The 17511-nt window shown below is 69.0% G+C and carries 16 protein-coding genes; 7 read left to right on the forward strand and 9 right to left on the reverse strand.

The features are described 5' to 3' along the window. Window positions 1-15: 15 nt before the first annotated feature. Entirely contained in the window at window positions 16-957 is a 942-nt protein-coding gene (rpoH, locus tag AC1RVY_RS15335; protein ID WP_218295936.1) for an RNA polymerase sigma factor RpoH, read from the reverse strand. Between the two features lie 402 nt (window positions 958-1359). Here rpoH and cutA point away from each other — a divergent pair, with 402 nt between their 5' ends. Further along, a complete protein-coding gene (gene cutA / locus AC1RVY_RS15340; RefSeq protein WP_492807005.1) occupies window positions 1360-1707 on the forward strand; it encodes a divalent-cation tolerance protein CutA in 348 nt (115 codons plus the stop codon). A gap of 78 nt (window positions 1708-1785) precedes the next feature. Here cutA and AC1RVY_RS15345 read toward each other — a convergent pair whose 3' ends face one another. From AC1RVY_RS15345 to ftsY, 3 genes are all read right to left on the reverse strand, one after another. Continuing rightward, window positions 1786-2850 (reverse strand): SPM autocatalytic domain-containing protein, encoded by a 1065-nt coding sequence (locus tag AC1RVY_RS15345; protein WP_492807006.1) that lies wholly within the window; start codon window positions 2848-2850, stop codon window positions 1786-1788. Window positions 2851-2967: 117 nt separating this feature from the next. After that, window positions 2968-5637 carry an EAL domain-containing protein gene (locus tag AC1RVY_RS15350; RefSeq protein WP_492807008.1) on the reverse strand — a complete coding sequence of 890 codons (2670 nt, stop codon included), beginning with the start codon at window positions 5635-5637 and terminating at the stop codon, window positions 2968-2970. 108 nt (window positions 5638-5745) lie between these two features. Further along, window positions 5746-7077, reverse strand: a complete 1332-nt coding sequence (ftsY, locus tag AC1RVY_RS15355) for a signal recognition particle-docking protein FtsY (protein ID WP_492807010.1) — start codon at window positions 7075-7077, stop codon at window positions 5746-5748. Window positions 7078-7104: 27 nt separating this feature from the next. Here ftsY and AC1RVY_RS15360 point away from each other — a divergent pair, with 27 nt between their 5' ends. From AC1RVY_RS15360 to coaD, 4 genes are all read left to right on the forward strand, one after another. Further along, complete coding sequence (locus AC1RVY_RS15360; RefSeq protein WP_492807012.1) at window positions 7105-8550, forward strand: M16 family metallopeptidase; 1446 nt, start codon at window positions 7105-7107, stop codon at window positions 8548-8550. Between the two features lie 22 nt (window positions 8551-8572). Then, on the forward strand, window positions 8573-9919 hold the full coding sequence (locus tag AC1RVY_RS15365; protein ID WP_218295923.1) for a M16 family metallopeptidase: 1347 nt from the start codon (window positions 8573-8575) through the stop codon (window positions 9917-9919). Beyond that, a complete protein-coding gene (gene rsmD, locus AC1RVY_RS15370) occupies window positions 9916-10611 on the forward strand; it encodes a 16S rRNA (guanine(966)-N(2))-methyltransferase RsmD (RefSeq protein WP_218295922.1) in 696 nt (231 codons plus the stop codon). The genes AC1RVY_RS15365 and rsmD overlap by 4 nt, the downstream gene beginning before the upstream one ends. Before the next feature lie 190 nt (window positions 10612-10801). Beyond that, on the forward strand, window positions 10802-11302 hold the full coding sequence (gene coaD / locus AC1RVY_RS15375) for a pantetheine-phosphate adenylyltransferase (protein ID WP_218295921.1): 501 nt from the start codon (window positions 10802-10804) through the stop codon (window positions 11300-11302). A gap of 90 nt (window positions 11303-11392) precedes the next feature. Here coaD and AC1RVY_RS15380 read toward each other — a convergent pair whose 3' ends face one another. Beyond that, the gene (locus tag AC1RVY_RS15380; RefSeq protein ID WP_492807014.1) at window positions 11393-12343 is read right to left on the reverse strand and encodes a LysR family transcriptional regulator; all 951 of its coding nucleotides are present in this window, start codon (window positions 12341-12343) and stop codon (window positions 11393-11395) included. Window positions 12344-12453: 110 nt separating this feature from the next. Between AC1RVY_RS15380 and lysA the strand changes: the two genes are divergently transcribed. After that, window positions 12454-13698 carry a diaminopimelate decarboxylase gene (gene lysA / locus AC1RVY_RS15385; RefSeq protein ID WP_492807015.1) on the forward strand — a complete coding sequence of 415 codons (1245 nt, stop codon included), beginning with the start codon at window positions 12454-12456 and terminating at the stop codon, window positions 13696-13698. 417 nt (window positions 13699-14115) lie between these two features. On the opposite strand, the gene AC1RVY_RS15390 is transcribed toward lysA, so the two are convergent. The 4 genes from AC1RVY_RS15390 to AC1RVY_RS15405 form a co-directional block, all read right to left on the reverse strand. After that, window positions 14116-15132: an NAD(P)H-dependent glycerol-3-phosphate dehydrogenase gene (locus AC1RVY_RS15390; protein WP_492244454.1), complete on the reverse strand. Its 1017-nt coding sequence runs from the start codon at window positions 15130-15132 to the stop codon at window positions 14116-14118. 213 nt (window positions 15133-15345) lie between these two features. Next, window positions 15346-15804, reverse strand: a complete 459-nt coding sequence (gene secB / locus AC1RVY_RS15395) for a protein-export chaperone SecB (RefSeq protein ID WP_218295917.1) — start codon at window positions 15802-15804, stop codon at window positions 15346-15348. 108 nt (window positions 15805-15912) lie between these two features. Then, window positions 15913-16173, reverse strand: a complete 261-nt coding sequence (gene grxC / locus AC1RVY_RS15400; RefSeq protein ID WP_218295916.1) for a glutaredoxin 3 — start codon at window positions 16171-16173, stop codon at window positions 15913-15915. A 77-nt stretch (window positions 16174-16250) separates the two neighbouring features. Further along, entirely contained in the window at window positions 16251-16658 is a 408-nt protein-coding gene (locus AC1RVY_RS15405) for a rhodanese-like domain-containing protein (protein ID WP_218339557.1), read from the reverse strand. 87 nt (window positions 16659-16745) lie between these two features. On the opposite strand from AC1RVY_RS15405, the gene gpmA reads away from it, so the two are divergent. Beyond that, window positions 16746-17489 (forward strand): 2,3-diphosphoglycerate-dependent phosphoglycerate mutase, encoded by a 744-nt coding sequence (gene gpmA / locus AC1RVY_RS15410; RefSeq protein WP_218295914.1) that lies wholly within the window; start codon window positions 16746-16748, stop codon window positions 17487-17489. Window positions 17490-17511: the final 22 nt, after the last annotated feature.

The raw sequence follows: 17511 nt of genomic DNA on the forward strand, positions 1-17511 counted from the left end.
CGCCCCCGCGGGCATTCAGGCGTACTCGGCCAGCGCCTTCTTCATCTTCTTCATGGCGGCCACCTCGATCTGGCGGATGCGCTCGGCGCTCACGCCATAGACCGCGGCCAGTTCATGCAGCGTCATGCCGCCCGTGCCGTCGTCGTTGACCTTGAGCCAGCGCTCTTCCACGATGCGGCGGCTGCGCGCGTCCAGGCTGTCCAGCGCCGTGGCGATGCCGTCGGTGGCGAGCGCATCGCGCTGGCGCGACTCGATCATGGCAGTGGGCTCATGCGAGGCATCGGCCAGGAAGGCAATGGGGCCAAACGCCTGTTCGCCATCGTCCGAAGGTGCAGGGTCGAGCAGCACGTCGCCACCGGACATGCGGGTTTCCATCTCGATGACTTCTTCACGCTTCACGTTGAGCTGCGCGGCCACGGTGTCGATTTCCTGCTCGGACAGCGTGTCCCGGTGCGTCGCGGCATCCGCGGCGGAAGCATCGGCCTTGAAACCCTGCTTCATCGAGCGCAGGTTGAAGAACAGCTTGCGCTGGGCCTTGGTCGTCGCGACCTTGACCATGCGCCAGTTCTTCAGGATGTATTCGTGGATCTCGGCCTTGATCCAGTGCATGGCATAGCTCACGAGGCGCACGCCCTGGTCGGGGTCGAAACGCTTCACGGCCTTCATCAGGCCGACGTTGCCTTCCTGGATCAGGTCGCCATGCGGCAGGCCGTAGCCCAGGTACTGGCGCGCAATCGACACCACGAGGCGCAGGTGCGACATCACCAGCCGTCCGGCGGCGTCCAGGTCGTTGTGGTCCTTGAGCTGGCGTGCGTACGTCTGCTCTTCTTCGTGGGTGAGCAGCGGCAGGCGGTTGACAGCGGAAATGTAGGCATCCAGATTGCCCAGCGGGGGCACCAGCGCCCAGGGGTTGGCGGGCGCCAAAGTCGTCGTCGCGGTTCCAGATTGAATGTTCATTCCGGGAATCCTTTCCTCTAAGCCATGATGTTAGCACTCTCTATGAGTGAGTGCTAAACCCGGAGTTCCCCTCCGGTTGTTCGGGGCGACGGCCTCTGCGCGCGCGGTGGGTTTCCCTCTCGCTGCCGGGCCTGCCGCAGGTAGAGAGATGCACCAAGTACATTGATTTCAAAAGAAATTTCTGTAATTTCCGAGGCCGCAAGGCATGCATTGCTCGTGGTGAGAGTGTGTTTCGGGCACATGGTTCCTGCGCCGTGCGGTCCGGGTTCTCGGCCCATGGGCGTGCAGTGGGAGGTGGGGCCGCCTGTGGAGCTGTCCGTGGAGGGCCCAGGGGGTTTTCCTGCGGCTGGCGCTCGGTAGGACGCTATGGCAGACTGCAGCGCCCAACTTCGGGAGACGCGCATGACCGAGCCGACCGCCCTTTGCGACATTCTCGTTGTCACCACCACGGTGGCCACCGAAGCGGAAGCGCGGCGGCTGGCGCAGCTGGTCTTGCAGGCGCGGCTGGCGGCCTGTGTGCAGGTGGAGCCGATCACGGCCTACTTCCGCTGGCAGGGCGCCTCGCAGGAGGACCGTGAGCTCCGGCTGGTCTGCAAGACCGTGGCGCGCGCGCTGCACCCGCTGTTGGCGCTTTTGCGGGCGCAACATCCTTATGCGCTGCCGCAACTGGTGGTCCAGGCGCTGCAGGGGTCTACAGAATATGCCGGCTGGGTGGATGCGCAGGTGGCCCATGCCACGGTGCTGGCCTGACTGCGGGGGCATCCGCCGTTTTTCCAGCCTCCTGGGCGGCAGGTGCAGGTTCCTGCCTGGCCCCTGTGGCTGGGCTGGCTACACGCTCAGGTCGATCTGCTGCACCGTGCCCGCGCTGCCGTCGTCTCGCAGGTAGACGCTGGTGGAGCGCACGGCGCCCAGGCTGCCGTTGTCGGCGCTGCGCAGGGCAAAGGGCGTTGCCTGGGCGCTGAGCTGCACCGCGCCCACGCCCAGCTCCTGCAGGGTTTGCAGGCGGCCCGTGCCATCCGCATCCGGGGTCCACACGCGCAGTTGCTGGAAAACGGGGTCGGCCTCGTCGATCCAGCCGTTGCCGTCGCTGTCATGCCGGGCCAGCTCCGAAAAGCCGTTCCCCGTGCCCGGGCCGAAGAGTTCCAGGCCGTTGTCGATGCGTGCGTTCTGGTTGTTGTCCAGCGCCAGGTAGCCCCGGTTCCCGGCCAGCAGGGGCACCTGTTCGGTCTGCCCGTCGCCGTCCAGGTCGAAGGCGAAGCGCAGGTCCTGTAGCTGCGCGGCGGTGCCGTCGAAGTTGATGACCAGGGGGTCCACCGCCACGGCATCGCCCAGCCGCAGGCTGACGGAGGATTCCTCGCGGTAGCTGCGCTGCATGTCCAGCTGCAGCGTGAACTGGATCTCCCGGCCATCGGCGGTGCGCACGGTGCCCGCCGCCGCGAACTGGGTGCGTTCGGTTTCCTCCAGCACCTCGCGCTGTTCGTAGATCACGCCAAAGCCCGCGCGCTGGCGGGGGGCCTCCGTGGTGCCGTCCCCGGCGGAGGGCGCAGCGGGCACGGGCTCGGCGGGCGCCTCGGCGGCCTTGGGCCCGGCATACACGCGAACCAGCACGCCGGTCATGCGTTCGATGAGGTCGCGGATCATCGCGAGCTGGGGTGTCAGGCCTTCGTCGGGGTCGCGCGTGGGGCGCGGTTCGACGGAGGCCGAGGCAGCGGCCGCGTGGGCGGCCTGGGCCAGGCGGGCCGCGCTGGAGATCTGGGGCGGCGGGGCCTGGCGGGCGGCGGGCGTGCCCGGAGGGCGCTCGCCCACCCACATTTCCAGGCGGCTTGTCTGGCTGTGCATGCGCGTGGCGGCATGCCGGGCCTGCATCTGCAGGGTGGACGACTCGATTTTCATGGGGCACCTCCATGGTTTCCACGGAGGCGCGGCGCGGGGCCGACTGTCGTGGCCTTTGGTTATCGGCATTTGCGTGCGGCAACTTGAATGCCATCGCGGCGCCGGTCTGGCGCGAGGTCAGCCGGGGGCCTTTGCGGGGCCCAGTGCCTCCAGCGCCGCCCGTTCAAAGTCTTCCAGTGCCAGCGGCCTGCCAAACAGGTAGCCCTGAAACGCCTTGCAGCCGTGCGCGAGCAGGAACTGGTGGTGCGCCGCCGTTTCCACCCCCTCGGCGATCACGTCCAGGCCCAGGCTGCCCGCCAGGGCGATGATCGAGCGGGCAATGGCCGCGTCGCTCGGGTCCAGCAGCACGCCGCGCACGAAGCCCTGGTCGATCTTGATCTGGTCCAGCGGCAGGCGCTTGAGGTAGCTCAAGGACGAGTAGCCCGTGCCAAAGTCGTCGAGCGAAAAGCCCAGCCCATGGGCCTTGAGCGCGCGCATCGTCGCGATCACGTTGTCCACGTTGTCGAGCAGCAGGCTTTCGGTCAGCTCCAGCTTGATCCGTGCCGGATCGGCCCCCGTCCGCTGCAGCAGCGCGAGCACCTGGGCCACGAAATCGTCCTGCAGGAACTGGCGCGCGCTCACGTTGATGGCGACGTTCAGGTGGGCAAACTGCGGGTGCTGGCGCCACCGGGCCTGCTGGCGCAGTGCGGTTTCCATCACCCAGTGGCCCAGGGGCAGGATCAGGCCGGATTCTTCCGCCAGGGGGATGAACTCGGACGGCGGGACCATGCCCTGCACCGGGTGCCGCCAGCGCACCAGTGCCTCTGCGCCGGTCACCCGCCCCTGGTCGTCCACCTGGGGCTGGTACAGCAGCAGGAACTGCGACTGCCGCAGTCCGGTGCGCAGCTCCGCCTCCAGCAGCGCACGGCGGTTGACGGCCTGCTGCATGTCGGGGTCGAAAAAGCGCAGGGTGTTGCGGCCCGCGTCCTTGGCGCGGTACATGGCCATGTCCGCCTGCTTGAGGACTTCGTCCACGGAGTCGCGGTGGTCGCGCAGGAGCGTGACGCCGATGCTGGCCGTGAAATGGTGTTCGTGCCCCGCCAGCTGGTAGGGCTGGCGCAGCTGGGTCAGGATGAGTTCTCCCAGCGTGCGCGCCTGCGCCGCGGCTTCCGGCGGGTCGCTGCTGAGGTTCTGCAGCACCACCACGAATTCGTCGCCTCCCAGGCGGGCCACGGTGTCCTGTTCCCGCACGCAGCCGGGCAGGCGCAGGGCGACTTCCTTGAGGAGCAGGTCCCCCACCTCATGCCCCCGGGTGTCGTTGAGCGTCTTGAAGTTGTCCAGGTCCACGAACAGCACGGCGGTGGTCAGGCCCGAGCGCGCGCCGTTGGCCAGCACCTGCTGCAGCCGGTCCACCAGCAGGCGCCGGTTCGGCAGCTGCGTGAGCGCGTCGTAGAACGCCAGGTAGCGGGCCTCGTCCTCCGCGGCCTTGCGCCCCGAGATGTCGATGTCGATGCAGAACATCTCGGGCGGATGCCCGGGCACCTGGATGTAGGCGTGGCTGGAGAACACGTCCACGGGCGAGCCGTCCTTGCGCCGCAGTTGCAGTTCGCCCGCCGGGATGACCTCGCCCGTGGCGAACATGTGGCGCATGTGCCCGCGCACGGTGTCGGCCATGGCCGGCGGGATGATGAGGTCCAGCAGGTTGCTGCCCAGTGCTTCCTCGGCGGTGTAGCCGTAGAGCTGCTCGGACGCCCGGTTCCAGTAGCTGGTGGTGCCGTCCTCCAGATAGCCCTGCACGGAGATGGACGGAATGTTGCGCAGCAGCGAGCGAAAGCGCAGCTCCGATTCGCGCAGCGCGCCCTCGGCGAGCTTGCGCTTGGTGATGTCGCGCGCCAGGAAGACCACGGCCGCCTGGCCGCCCACCTGCACGCCCAGGGGCTGGGCGCGCCCTTCGAAATGCCGTGGGCCCGAGAGCGTCTGCATCTCGTACTCCATGCTGTGCGTCTGGCCCGACTGCAAGGTATTGCGGATCAACTCCAGGAAGCTGTCGGCCTGTGGCGCGGGCAGCACGTCATGCAGCCGCTTGCCAATCAGCTGGGGCGGGCTGGCCGCCAGGGGTGCGTCGTCGGGCGAGAGCACCTCCACATACCGCCCACGGGCGTCCAGCACGAGCAGCACGTCGGGGATCGCCTGGGCGATGGCGCGCAGGCGCGCCGCCGTGCCATGCAGCGCGCGCTCGGTGGCCAGGCGTTCTTCCACATCGCGCAGCAGCAGGCCCAGCACCACCGTGGCGGGCGTGAAGGTCAGCAGGAAAGGCACGGCCAGGGTCTGGTTGATGCGCTGGACGGCCTCGGCGGGAAGCAGCTGGAACAGGGCGACGACTGCGGTGTGCAGCAGCAACCCGAACAGGGCCAGCGGAACGGGCTCCACCCCCAGGCGCCCGCGCGCGCGGCCTTCGCGGTAGACCAGGCCCAGCGTGGTGCACAGCGCAATCACCAGCAGGCCCACCTCGGCGCCGGCGCCCCCCAGCCAGAGACGTCCCGTGGCGGCCATGGCGGCGGCGATGCAGGCCACCAGCGGGCCCCCGAACAGGCCCGCCATGCTGAGCACGACCGAGCGCGCATCGAAGATCACGCCCGGCATCAGCACCACGGGGGTGAGCATGCCCACCACGCAGATGGAGCCAAAGAGGATGCCGGAGAAAACCTGCCCGGTGCGCGGGTGCCGGCGCCAGACGCGGATGTTGAACCCATGCAGGAAGCACAGCGCCAGCAGCAAGGCAACACCTTTGACCAGCTCAATGAACATGGGCGTCCGCGCCTTTCCTGGGGAAAGCCCATCATGGGGGAATTGCTGCCGTTCGTAAACGTGAAAATGGCCCCGAGGGGGCCATGGATCGCGGTTGCGGGCGGGTTTTCAGGTCAGCAGGGCCTGCGCGAATTCGCGCGCGTTGAAGGTCTCCAGGTCTTCGAGCTTCTCGCCCACGCCGATGAAATACACCGGAATGGGGCGTTCCTGCGCGATGGCCGCCAGAACGCCGCCCTTGGCCGTGCCATCGAGCTTGGTCACGATGAGGCCCGTGAGCTGCAGCGCATCGTCGAACGCGCGCACCTGGGCCAGGGCGTTCTGGCCGGTGTTGCCGTCGATCACCAGCAGCACCTCGTGCGGCGCCGTGGCATCGGCCTTGGTGACCACGCGGCGGATCTTTTTCAGCTCTTCCATCAGGTGCAGCTGCGTGGGCAGGCGCCCGGCGGTGTCCACCAGCACCACGTCCTTGCCGCGCGCCTTGCCGGCCGTGACCGCGTCAAAGCTCACGGCGGCCGGGTCGCCGCCTTCCTGGCTCACGATCTCGACCGTGTTGCGGTCGGCCCAGACGCCCAGTTGCTCGCGCGCGGCGGCGCGGAAGGTATCGGCGGCCGCCAGAAGCACGGCCGCACCTTCGCCGGCCAGGTGTTTGGTGAGCTTGCCGATGGAGGTGGTCTTGCCCGCGCCGTTGACGCCCGCCACCATGATCACGGTGGGGGTGTGCTCGCCAATGACCAGCGCTTTTTCGAGCGGGCGCAGCAGGTCGGCGAGGGAGTCGGCCAGCAGGCCCTTGACGGCGGCGGGGTCGGTGGTCTTGCTGTCCTTCACTCTGCGCTTGAGGTCGGCCAGCAGGTGCATGGTGGCCTTCACGCCGGTATCGGCCATGAGCAGGGCCTCTTCCAGCTCTTCATACAGCGCATCGTCGATCTGCGTGCCAGTGAACACCGTGGTGATGCTGCTGCCCGTCTTGCGCAGCCCGGCCTTGAGGCGGTCGAGCCAGCCCTTGCGTTCCACGGGGGCGGCCGGCGCAGGTGCCGGTGCGGCGACGGGGGGGGCTGCCACTGCCACGGGCGCCGGCGGCGGGGCCTGCACCGGCGCTGCCACGGCCACGGGGGCCAGCGGCGGAACCGCGGCCGGTGCGGGCACGGGCGTGGGGGCCGCCTCGGGCGCCTTGGGGGCGAACGGGTTGCGCAGCCAGCCAAAAGCGGCCGGCGCCGCGGCGGGAGCTTCTGCGGGCGCTGTCGCGGGCGTGGTCACCTGCGCGGGGGCAGGCGAAGGCCCTGGCGGCGGCTGATGCACCGCCGGAACTGCCGTGGCCGGCAGGACGGAAGTGGGGGGAGCGGCAGGTGCTGGAGCGCCGGACGACATGGCCGGGGAGGGCGCATCGGACGGTGCGGGCGTCGATGGCGGAGCGGCGGGCTTTTTCTTGAAAAAACTGAACATTGGTGGGTTCTTAGAATCATCCATTCTATGAAACGTGCTTTCACCCTACTGGGCCTGCTGGCCTGCCTCTCGTCCGGGGCTGCCTTCGCGGCAACCACCCCGGTGTCCCAACCCTCCGATGCGCCTTCTTCCCCGCCGTCCACCACGGCCTCTGGCGCGCAGCAGTTCACCCTGAGAAACGGCATGCAGCTCATCGTGCAGCCCGACCGGCGCGCCCCCACGGCGGTGCACATGGTCTGGGTGCGCGTGGGCTCCATGGACGAAGTGGACGGCACCACGGGCGTGGCGCACGTGCTCGAGCACATGCTGTTCAAGGGCACCAAGACGTTGCCGCCGGGCGAGTTCTCGCGCCGCGTGGCCGCCCTGGGCGGGCGGGAGAACGCGTTCACCAGCCGCGACTACACGGGCTACTACCAGCAGATCCCGTCCAGCCGGCTCGAAGACGTGATGAAGCTCGAATCCGACCGGTTCGCCCACAACCACTGGCCGGATGAAGAGTTCAAGAAGGAGCTGGAGGTGGTGAAGGAAGAGCGCCGCCTGCGCACCGAGGACCAGCCCCGCGCCATGCTGGCCGAGCAGCTGTTTGCCGCCACCTTCACCGCGTCGCCCTACCGCCGCCCCATCGTGGGCTGGATGAGCGACCTCGATGCCATGACGCCGAACGACGCGCGCGCCTTCTACCGCCAGTGGTACACGCCCACCAATGCCGTGGTGGTGGTGGCGGGCGACGTGGACCCCGTGCAGGTGCGGGCCCTGGCCGAAAAATACTACGGCGGCATCCCCGCCCATGCGCTGCCCGAGCGCAAGCCGCGCGCCGAGCCCGCGCAGCAGGGCCTGCGCCGCATCGCCGTCAAGGCGCCGGCCGAGCAGGCGTATGTGGCGCTGGCCTTTCGCACCCCCAGCCTGGACCGCGTGGAAAACCTCACCGACACCGACCGCGACGCCCTCGCGCTGATGGTGCTGTCGGCGGTGTTCAGCGGCTACGACGGCGCGCGGCTCGACCGTGCGCTCACCCAGGGCGAGAACCGCGTGGCCGACAGCGCCAACAGCAGCGCCATGGTCACGGGGCGCGGCCCCAGCCTGTTCATGCTCAGCGGCGTGCCCGCCGCGGGCAAGACGGCCCAGCAGGTCGAAGACGCCCTGCGCGCCGAGGTGGCCCGCGTGGCCCAGGGTGGCGTGAGCGAGGCCGAACTCGCGCGCGTCAAGACGCAGTGGATCGCCTCCACCGTGTACGAGCGCGACTCGGTGATGAACCAGGCGCAGGAGCTGGGCGGCAACTGGGTGCAGGGTTTTCCGCTCGACGCCAACGAGCGCCTGCTGGAGCTGCTGCGCACCGTGACGCCCGCCCAGGTGCAGGCCGTGGCCGCCAGGTATTTTGGCGACGACCAGCTCACCGTGGCCACCTTGCTGCCACAGCCCCTGGATGCCCCCCGCGCCCGCCCCACGCTGCCGCCCGGCGCCGTGATCCGTTGAACCCGCCCTGGGCCCCTTGCACATGATTACTATCAAAAATATAGCTGCTCGCGCTTTGTTGATAAGCGCTGGAGTGGTTTTTTATTCAAACTCTGCCTGGGCGTTGCTGCCCATCCAGCACTGGACGGAGCCCAGCGGCGCCAAGGTCTACCTGGTCGAAAGCCCCGTAATCCCCATGGTGGACGTGCAGATCGACTTTGACGCCGGCAGCCGCCGCGACCCGGCGGGGCAGGCGGGCCTGGCCAGTGCCATGGCCGCCATGGCCAGCAAGGGCGTGAAGGCCCTGGGCAACGAGCCCGCGCTGGACGAGAACGGCCTGGGCGAGGCCTGGGCCGACCTGGGCGCGAACTTCGAGGCCGGCGCCGAGAACGATGCGCTGCACTACTCGCTGCGATCGCTCACCGACCCGCCGCTGCTCGACAAGGCCGCCCGCCTGGCCGCGCGCCAGATCGGCGAGCCCAGCTGGCCCGCCGACGTGTGGCCGCGCGACCGCGCCCGCTGGATCGCCAGCCTGAAGGAGGCCAACACACGCCCCGCCACCGTGGCGGGGTATGCATTCGCCTCGGCGGTGTACGGCAGCCACCCGTATGGCGTGCGCACCACCGAAGACACGCTGATGCGCATCAACGTGGCGGACATGCAGGCGTTCCATGCCCAGCACATCGCTGCCTGCCGCGCCAAGGTGAGCATCGTGGGCGCCGTGTCGCGCGCGCAGGCCCAGGCGCTGGTCGCCACGCTGCTGTCGCGCCTGCCCGCCGCGTCGGGCTGCGCGCCGCTGCCGCCCGTGGGCGAGATCAGCGCGCTGGCCGCGCCGGTGGAGCAGAACGTCCCCTTCACCTCGGCTCAGGCCCATGTGCTCATCGGCCAGCCGGGCTTCCAGCGCCGCGACCCGGACTTCCTCGCGCTGCTGGTGGGCAACCACATCCTGGGCGGCGGCGGTTTTGTCTCGCGCCTGACCAGCGAGGTGCGTGAAAAGCGCGGCCTCAGCTACAGCGTCTACAGCTACTTCGCCGCCGGCATGCATGCGGGTGCCTTCACCGTGGGCCTGCAGACCCGCCCCGACCAGGCGGCCCAGGCCGTGAAGGTCTCGCGCGACGTGATCGCGCGCTTCGTGGCCGAAGGCCCCACCGAGGCCGAACTGCGCGCCGCCAAGGACAACCTCATCGGCGGCTTCGCGCTGCGCATCGACAGCAACAAGAAACTCCTGGGCAACGTGGCCAACATCGCCTGGAACGAACTGCCGCTGGACTACCTGGACCAGTGGTCCAGGAAGGTGGAGGCCCTGACCGTGGCCGACGTGCGCGCCGCCATGGCCAGGAAGCTGCAACCCGAGCGCATGGTGACCGTGGTGGTGGGGGGCAAGCCATGAGCCGCTCGACCCTGAAAACCACCGCCATCAACGCCGAGATCCGCAAGGCACAGGCCGCTGCGGCCACCCCCCCGGCGGCCGCCACCGGCAAAAAGGGCGCGCCCAAGGACAAGGCGGCCCCGGCCGCTGCGCCCAAGGGCGCGGGCGAAATCCGCATCATCGGCGGGCTGTGGAAGCGCACCCGACTGCCCGTGGCCCAGCGCCCCGGCCTGCGCCCCACGCCCGACCGCGTGCGCGAGACCCTGTTCAACTGGCTCGGCCAGGACCTGGCGGGCTGGCGCTGCCTGGACGCCTTCGCGGGCACCGGCGCCCTGGGGCTGGAGGCCGCATCACGCGGTGCCAGCGCCGTGCAGCTGGTGGAAAGCGACGCCGCCCTGGTGGCCCAGCTGAACACCCTGCAGCAGCGCCTGCAGGCCACCGCCGTGCGCGTGCAGCGTGGCGACGGCATCGCCGCCCTCAAGCAGGCCGCGCCCGCCAGCATCGACCTGGTGCTGCTGGACCCGCCGTTCGACAGCGACCTGTTCGGCGCCGCCCTGCAGGCCGCCGCCAAGGCGGTGGCCGCCGATGGGTTCGTGTACCTCGAGGCACCGCGCGCCTGGGCCGATGAAGAGCTGGCCCCGTGGGGACTGGCTGTGCACCGCCACCTCAAGGCGGGTGCGGTGCACGCCCATCTGCTGCGGCGCGGCGCCTGAAGCCTCCGCCTGGCCCCGCCAGGCCTTTCAGGCCGGAGCCCAGGCCGCACACCCGCGCGCCGCCGGGGCACTGCCACGCCCGCCGGGGACAGGGGCGCGAACGTCCATGTTGCAGTGCACTGCATAATGCGCCCACGCGGCCCGCCAGGTGGGGCCAACGACCCTTCCGCCAGACAGGAGACAACCAGCCATGGCCCAGAACGTGCTCGCCGTATACCCCGGAACCTTCGACCCCATCACGCTGGGCCATGAAGACGTGGTACGCAGGGCCACCCAGTTGTTCGAACGCGTGATCGTGGCCGTGGCGGCGGGCCACCACAAGAAGACCCTGTTCACCCTGGAAGAGCGGATCGACATGGTCCGCGAGGCGGTCAAGGGCTACCCCCAGGTGCAGGTCGAGGCCTTCTCGGGCCTGCTGCGCGACTTCGTGGTGGAGCGCGGCGGCAAGGCCATGGTGCGCGGCCTGCGCGCCGTGACCGACTTCGACTACGAGTTCCAGCTCGCGGGCATGAACCGCAGCCTGATGCCGCAGGTGGAAACCGTGTTCCTCACCCCCAGCGACAAGTACCAGTTCATCAGCAGCACCTTCGTGCGCGAGATCGCCGTGCTGGGTGGCGAAGTGCACAAGTTCGTGTCGCCCTCGGTGCAGGAGCGGCTGGCCGAGAAGGTGCGCACCCTCACGCCACCGTGATCGCTCTGGGTCAATCGGGCCCTGGCGCTTGATGGACAAGCGCTGAGTGCTATTGATTGAATAGCACTATGTTCTGGCTGCGCCGCCCGTTCATGGCAGCGCCCGGAGCTGGCGGGCCACATCCACCGCCTCGGCCTGGAGCGCCTCCAGCATGGGCGCCACCTCGGGCAGGGGCGGGCGGTACAGCGGCAGCACGCACGCCACGCTGAACGGGATCGAAAACGCCAGCCGCCGCACCACCAGCCGGCCGCCGGAGCCGGCCGCCGCCAGGGCGGTCAGCGGGTTGACGATGGCCAGTCCCAGGCCGTGTTCCACCATCGCGCACACGGCGGCGGCGCTGTGGGTTTCCATGCGCAGGGTGCGCGGCACGGCGGCTTGCGCAAAACGCGCGTCGATGAGGCGGCGGTAGGGGTCGTCGGCCGACAGGCTCACGAAGGGCTGGTCCGCAAAATCCTCCAGATGCAGCACGGGCCGGCGCGCCAGGAGGTGGTCCGCCGGCACCACGGCCACTTCATCCAGGGTCAGCAGCACCTCGGCGCGCGTGCCCGGCGGGGCGGCGGCCTGCTCGCACAGGCCCAGGTCAAAGCGCTGGGCGCTCATCCATTCCTCCAGCAGCGGGGACTCCTGCGGCGTGACCGACAGGCGCGCGTGCGGGTGTGCCTGCAGCAGCCGCGCCGCCGCGCCCGGCAGCAGGGCGTGCGCCAGCGCGGGCAGGCACAGCACCGACAGCTGCACGGCATCGGGGCGGCCCAGCGCCACGGCGCGGTCCACCACGCGCTCCAGGCCCTGCCAGGAGCGCTGCACCTCGTCCCACAGCGCGAGCGCGCGCGCGTTGGCCCGCAGCCGCCCTTGCACGCGCACGAACAGCGCATAGCCCAGCAGCGATTCCAGGCGCGCGAGTTCGCGGCTCACGGTGGGCTGCGAACTGTGCAGCAGGCTGGCCGCGCCGGTCGCGCTGCCCGCGGCCATCACGGCGCGGAACACTTCGATGTGCCGGTGGGTGATGCGGCGGGCCAGGGGGGAGATGGCGGCATCGGTCATGGGTAGAGCATATCCAGAATGAATGGATGCTGTAAATCAAGGCATTCGACCAAATGGCGGGAAGGGGGCATCATCCAGCCTTCACACCGCATCCTGCCTTGGGAATCCGCATGTCCAACCCTTTCTCCCCCGCCCAGCTCTGGGCCCTGGCCGACCAGTTCGGCACCCCGCTGTGGGTGTACGACGCGGCCACCATCCGCCAGCGCATCGCGCAGGTGTCCAATTTCGAGACCGTCCGCTTCGCGCAGAAGGCCTGTTCCAACATCCACATCCTGAAGCTCATGCGCGAGCAGGGCGTGAAGGTGGACGCCGTCTCGCGCGGCGAGATCCTGCGCGCGCTGGCGGCGGGCTATGTGGCCGGCGGAGAGCCGTCGGAGATCGTCTTCACCGCCGACCTGTTCGACGCCGCCACGCTCGACTGCGTGGTGGAGCACGGCGTGCCGGTCAACGCGGGCTCCATCGACATGCTGCACCAGCTGGGCGCGCGTTCGCCCGGCCATGGCGTGTGGCTGCGCATCAACCCCGGCTTCGGCCACGGCCACAGCAACAAGACCAACACGGGTGGCGAGCACAGCAAGCACGGCATCTGGCACACCGACCTGCCCGCGGCGCTGGCCGCCATCGCGCAGCACGGCCTCCAGCTCGTGGGCCTGCACATGCACATCGGCTCGGGCGTGGACTACAGCCACCTGGCGGAAGTCTGCGGCGCCATGGTGGGCCTGGTGCGCACCACCCACGCGGCCGGGCACGACCTGCATGTCATCTCGGCCGGCGGCGGCCTGTCCATTCCCTACCGCAGCGGGGACCCAGTGGTCGACACGCAGCACTACCACGGCCTGTGGGACGCCGCGCGCCAGCAGGCCGAGGCGGTGGTGGGCCACAAGCTGGGCCTGGAGATCGAACCGGGCCGCTACCTGGTGGCCGAATCCGGCGTGCTGCTGGGCGAGGTGCGGGCCGCCAAGAACGCGGGCAACAACCGCTTCGTGCTGGTCGATACGGGGTTCAATGAGTTGATGCGCCCCTCGATGTACGGCAGCTTCCACGCGATGGAGCTGCTGCGCCGCGATGGCACCACCGCCGCCGCCCAGCCCACCGTCGTGGCCGGGCCGCTGTGCGAATCGGGCGACGTGTTCACGCAGGGCGATGGCGGCGTGGTGCTGCCGCGCGACCTGCCGGCCGCGCAGGTCGGCGACCTGCTGGTGATCCACGACACGGGCGCGTATGGCGCCTCGATGTCCTCCAACTACAACACGCGCCCGCTGATCGCGGAGGTGCTGGTGGACGGCGGCCAGGCGCGCCTGATCCGCCGCCGCCAGACGGTGGACGAGCTGCTGGCGCTGGAGCTGGGACTGTAGAAGGCTGGCGCGGCCGCCGCGCGCAGCGGCCGGGACGGCGGTGCGAAGGAAGGGAATGAAAGACGGCGGCGCCTTTGCGGCGCGGCCCGCGCCGACACCTGGTAGGCACGGGACTACGGCCACGCGCAGCGCTGGCGCACAGGGCGGGGGGAGGCGGGGCCCTAAGGTAGAGCCATCCACATTTCTTCATCCCTTCAAGGAGATCACCATGCCTATCATCTTGTGGCTGCTCGGCGTCCCGCTGTCGGTTGTTCTGTTGCTCATGCTGTTTGGCGTGTTCTGACCTCTGCGCAATCCATGTAAAAAGCCGCGTGCGCCCCAGGGCGCACGCGGCTTTTGTTTTGCGATAAGGGTGTGCGGCGCTGGGGGCGGTACGGCCGGCCCTTGCCGGGCAGGCGCCTGCCGCGCGCCGTTCGACTACACCAGTTCGGCCGCGGGCCCCCGGCCCATCAGCGCCGCCACGGCGTCCGCGGGCTGGATCTGGCCGTCCAGCAGCGCCACCGCGGCGCGGGTGATGGGCATGTCCACCCCCAGCATGGCGGCCCGCTGCGCCACGGTGCGGGCGCTGTAGACGCCTTCCGCCACGTGGCCCAGCGACTCCACCGCCTGCGCCAGGGTGCGGCCCTGCGCCAGCAGCATGCCCACGCGGCGGTTGCGCGACAGGTCGCCGGTGGCGGTCAGGACCAGGTCGCCCAGGCCCGACAGGCCCATGAACGTGTCCGGCCGCGCGCCGAGCGCCAGCCCCAGCCGGGTCATTTCGGCCAGGCCGCGCGTGATGAGGGCGGCACGGGCGTTGAGCCCGAGCGCCAAGCCGTCGCACAGGCCCGTGGCGATGGCCAGCACGTTCTTCACGGCGCCACCCACTTCCACGCCCACGATGTCCTCGTTGGCGTACACCCGCACGCTGGGGCTGTGGAACGCGCCGACCAGCGCGTCCCGCACCCGCGCGTGCGGGCTGGCCGCCACCAGCGCGGTGGGCTGGCCCAGCGCCACTTCCTGCGCAAAGCTCGGACCGCTGAATACACCTGCTATTAAATCAGGAGCTACTTGCGCTTGTACTTCATGTGCCAGCAGCCCAAAGGATGCCGAACCGGCACCGGGAGGCATCGCCTCGAAGCCCTTGCACAGCCAGGCCACGGGCGCCGTGCATCCCCGCAGCGCCTGCAGCATGCCGCGCAGCGCCGCCATGGGCGTGGCCACGATGACGAGGTCGGCATCCGGCAGCAATGCGCCAAAGTGGCCGTCGGCGATGGAGAGAGAAGGGGGAAAGTCGATGCCCGGCAGATAGCGCGCGTTCTGGCGCGCCGCGCGCATGGCGTCTGCCTGGCCCGCGTCGCGCGCCCAGAGCGTGACCGCATGGCCGGCAGGGTGCTGGGCCGCGCTCATGGCGAGGGCGGAACCCCAGGCACCGGCACCCAATACTATGATTTTCATAGCTGCTTGCGCTTATTCATCAGGCGCTGGAGGCCAAAAAGTCTTTGATTCGATGATCTCCGCGCTACGCCTCGCCCGCGGCCTGTGCCTGCGGCGCGGCCCAGGCGGGGTAGCCGCGGAACTGGCTTTGCCAGGCCGCCGGCCGCGTCCCCCTCCCGAGCGCGCAGCGCGACGAGAGAGGGGGAAGGCGCGAAGCGCCTCAGGGGGCTCTTCTTATTGCGTGATGATGGGCGAAGCCTGGCCGGCGGCCTGGGCTTGCTGCTGCTCGTACATGGCCTGGAAGTTGATTTCGGCCAGGTGCACGGGCGGGAAGCCGGCGCGGTTGATCAGGTCGGCCACGTTGCCGCGCAGGTAGGGGTACACGATCTGCGGGCAGGCGATGCCCATGATCGGGCCCATCTGGTCTTCCGGCACGTTGCGGATCTCGAAGATGCCGGCCTGCTTGGCTTCGACCAGGAACACTGTCTTGTCCTTGATCTTGGTCTGCACGGTGGCGGTCACGGCCACTTCGAAGATGCCTTCGGCCACGGGCGTGGCTTCCACGCCCAGCTGGATGTCGACGTTCGGCTGCTCTTGCTCCAGCAGGATGCCGGGGGAATTGGGCTGCTCGAGCGACATGTCCTTGAGGTAGACGCGCTGGATCTGGAACACGGGATTTTCTTGGTCGGCCATGGTGAAGTCTCTTTGCTCTAACGGAATTTCTAGCAAAACAAAACCCGCCCGGGAAAAGCTCCCGCAGCGGGCACATGGGGCTGCATTATGCAGCGCCCGCGGTGGGGGTCAGGCGGCGCCCAGCAAGGGCATGAGCTCGCCGCGGCTGTCCAGCGCCACCAGATCATCGTGGCCGCCCACATGGGTTTCACCGATGTAGATCTGCGGCACCGTGCGGCGGCCGGTGATCTCCATCATGTGGACGCGCGCGGCGGGGTCGGTGTCGATGCGGATTTCCTCGATCTGCTCCACGCCCTTGGACTTGAGGATCTGCTTGGCCCGGATGCAGTAGGGGCAGACGGCGGTGGTGTACATCTTCACGGGTTGCATGGCGGACCTTCCTCTTTCTTCCTGTGGGGCTAAAAATCAGTGGCAAGACTATCGCGGACCCAATAACTGGGGGCGGATCAGGCTTTTTCCACAGGCAGGCTGGCTTCGCGCCAGGCCTTCAGGCCACCAGCGAGCGACTGGGCGTTCTCGTAGCCCAGCTTCTTGGCAATGGCCACCGCGCGGTTGGCGCGGGCGCCGCTCGCGCAGACCAGCACCACGGGCAGCGCCTTGTTCTTGACCACCGTGGGCAGGCGCTCTTCGAGCTGGCCCAGCGGCACGTTCCTGGCGCCGTTCACATGGCCGGCGGCGAATTCCTCGGTCTCGCAGACGTCGATGACCACCGCTTTTTCGCGGTTGATGAGCTGCACGGCCCGCGCGGGTGTCAGCGAGCCGCCACTGGCGTTCTTGAGGACCGGCCACAGCAACATGCCGCCCGAAGCCAGTGCAACAAAGATCAGATACCAGTTGTCGATAATGAATTTCACGAAGATTCCTTGGGTTGGCGAACGGCGTAATTCTAGAATGCTGGGTTTTGGCCCGCATTTCTTTGACCCGCCTTTCCTGGGGAAACCATGTACAAACTCGTCCTGATCCGCCACGGCGAATCCACCTGGAACCTTGAAAACCGCTTTACCGGCTGGACCGATGTCGACCTCACGCCCACGGGAGTTTCCCAGGCCATGTCCGCCGGCAAGCTGCTCAAGGCCGAGGGCTACGAGTTCGATCTGGCCTTCACCAGCGTGCTCAAGCGTGCCATCCACACCCTCTGGTACACGCTGGACGAGATGGACTGCACCTGGCTGCCGGTCGTCAAGGACTGGCGCCTGAACGAGCGCCACTACGGCGCCCTGCAGGGCCTGAACAAGGCCGACATGGCCAAGCAGTATGGCGACGAGCAGGTGCTGGTCTGGCGCCGCAGCTACGACACGCCCCCGCCGGCCCTGGAGGCCACGGACCCCCGCAGCGAGCGTGGCGACCGCCGCTACGCCGCGCTGGCCGAGGGCAGCGTGCCACTGACCGAATGCCTCAAGGACACCGTGGCGCGCGTGCTGCCCTTCTGGAACGACGCGATGGCGCCGGCCATCCGCTCGGGCAAGCGCGTGGTGCTGGCCGCGCACGGCAACTCCATCCGGGCGCTCGTCAAGTACCTCGACGGCATCTCCGAGTCCGACATCGTCGGCCTGAACATTCCCAACGGGATTCCACTGGTATATGAACTCGACGCCGACCTGAAACCCATCCGCCACTACTATCTGGGTGACGCGGAAGCGGCCGCCAGGGCCGCGGCCGCCGTGGCATCGCAGGGCAAGGCGTAAAGCTCGCGTAAAGACGGGGAAA

Source organism: Acidovorax sp. GW821-FHT11A03, assembly GCF_058809075.1.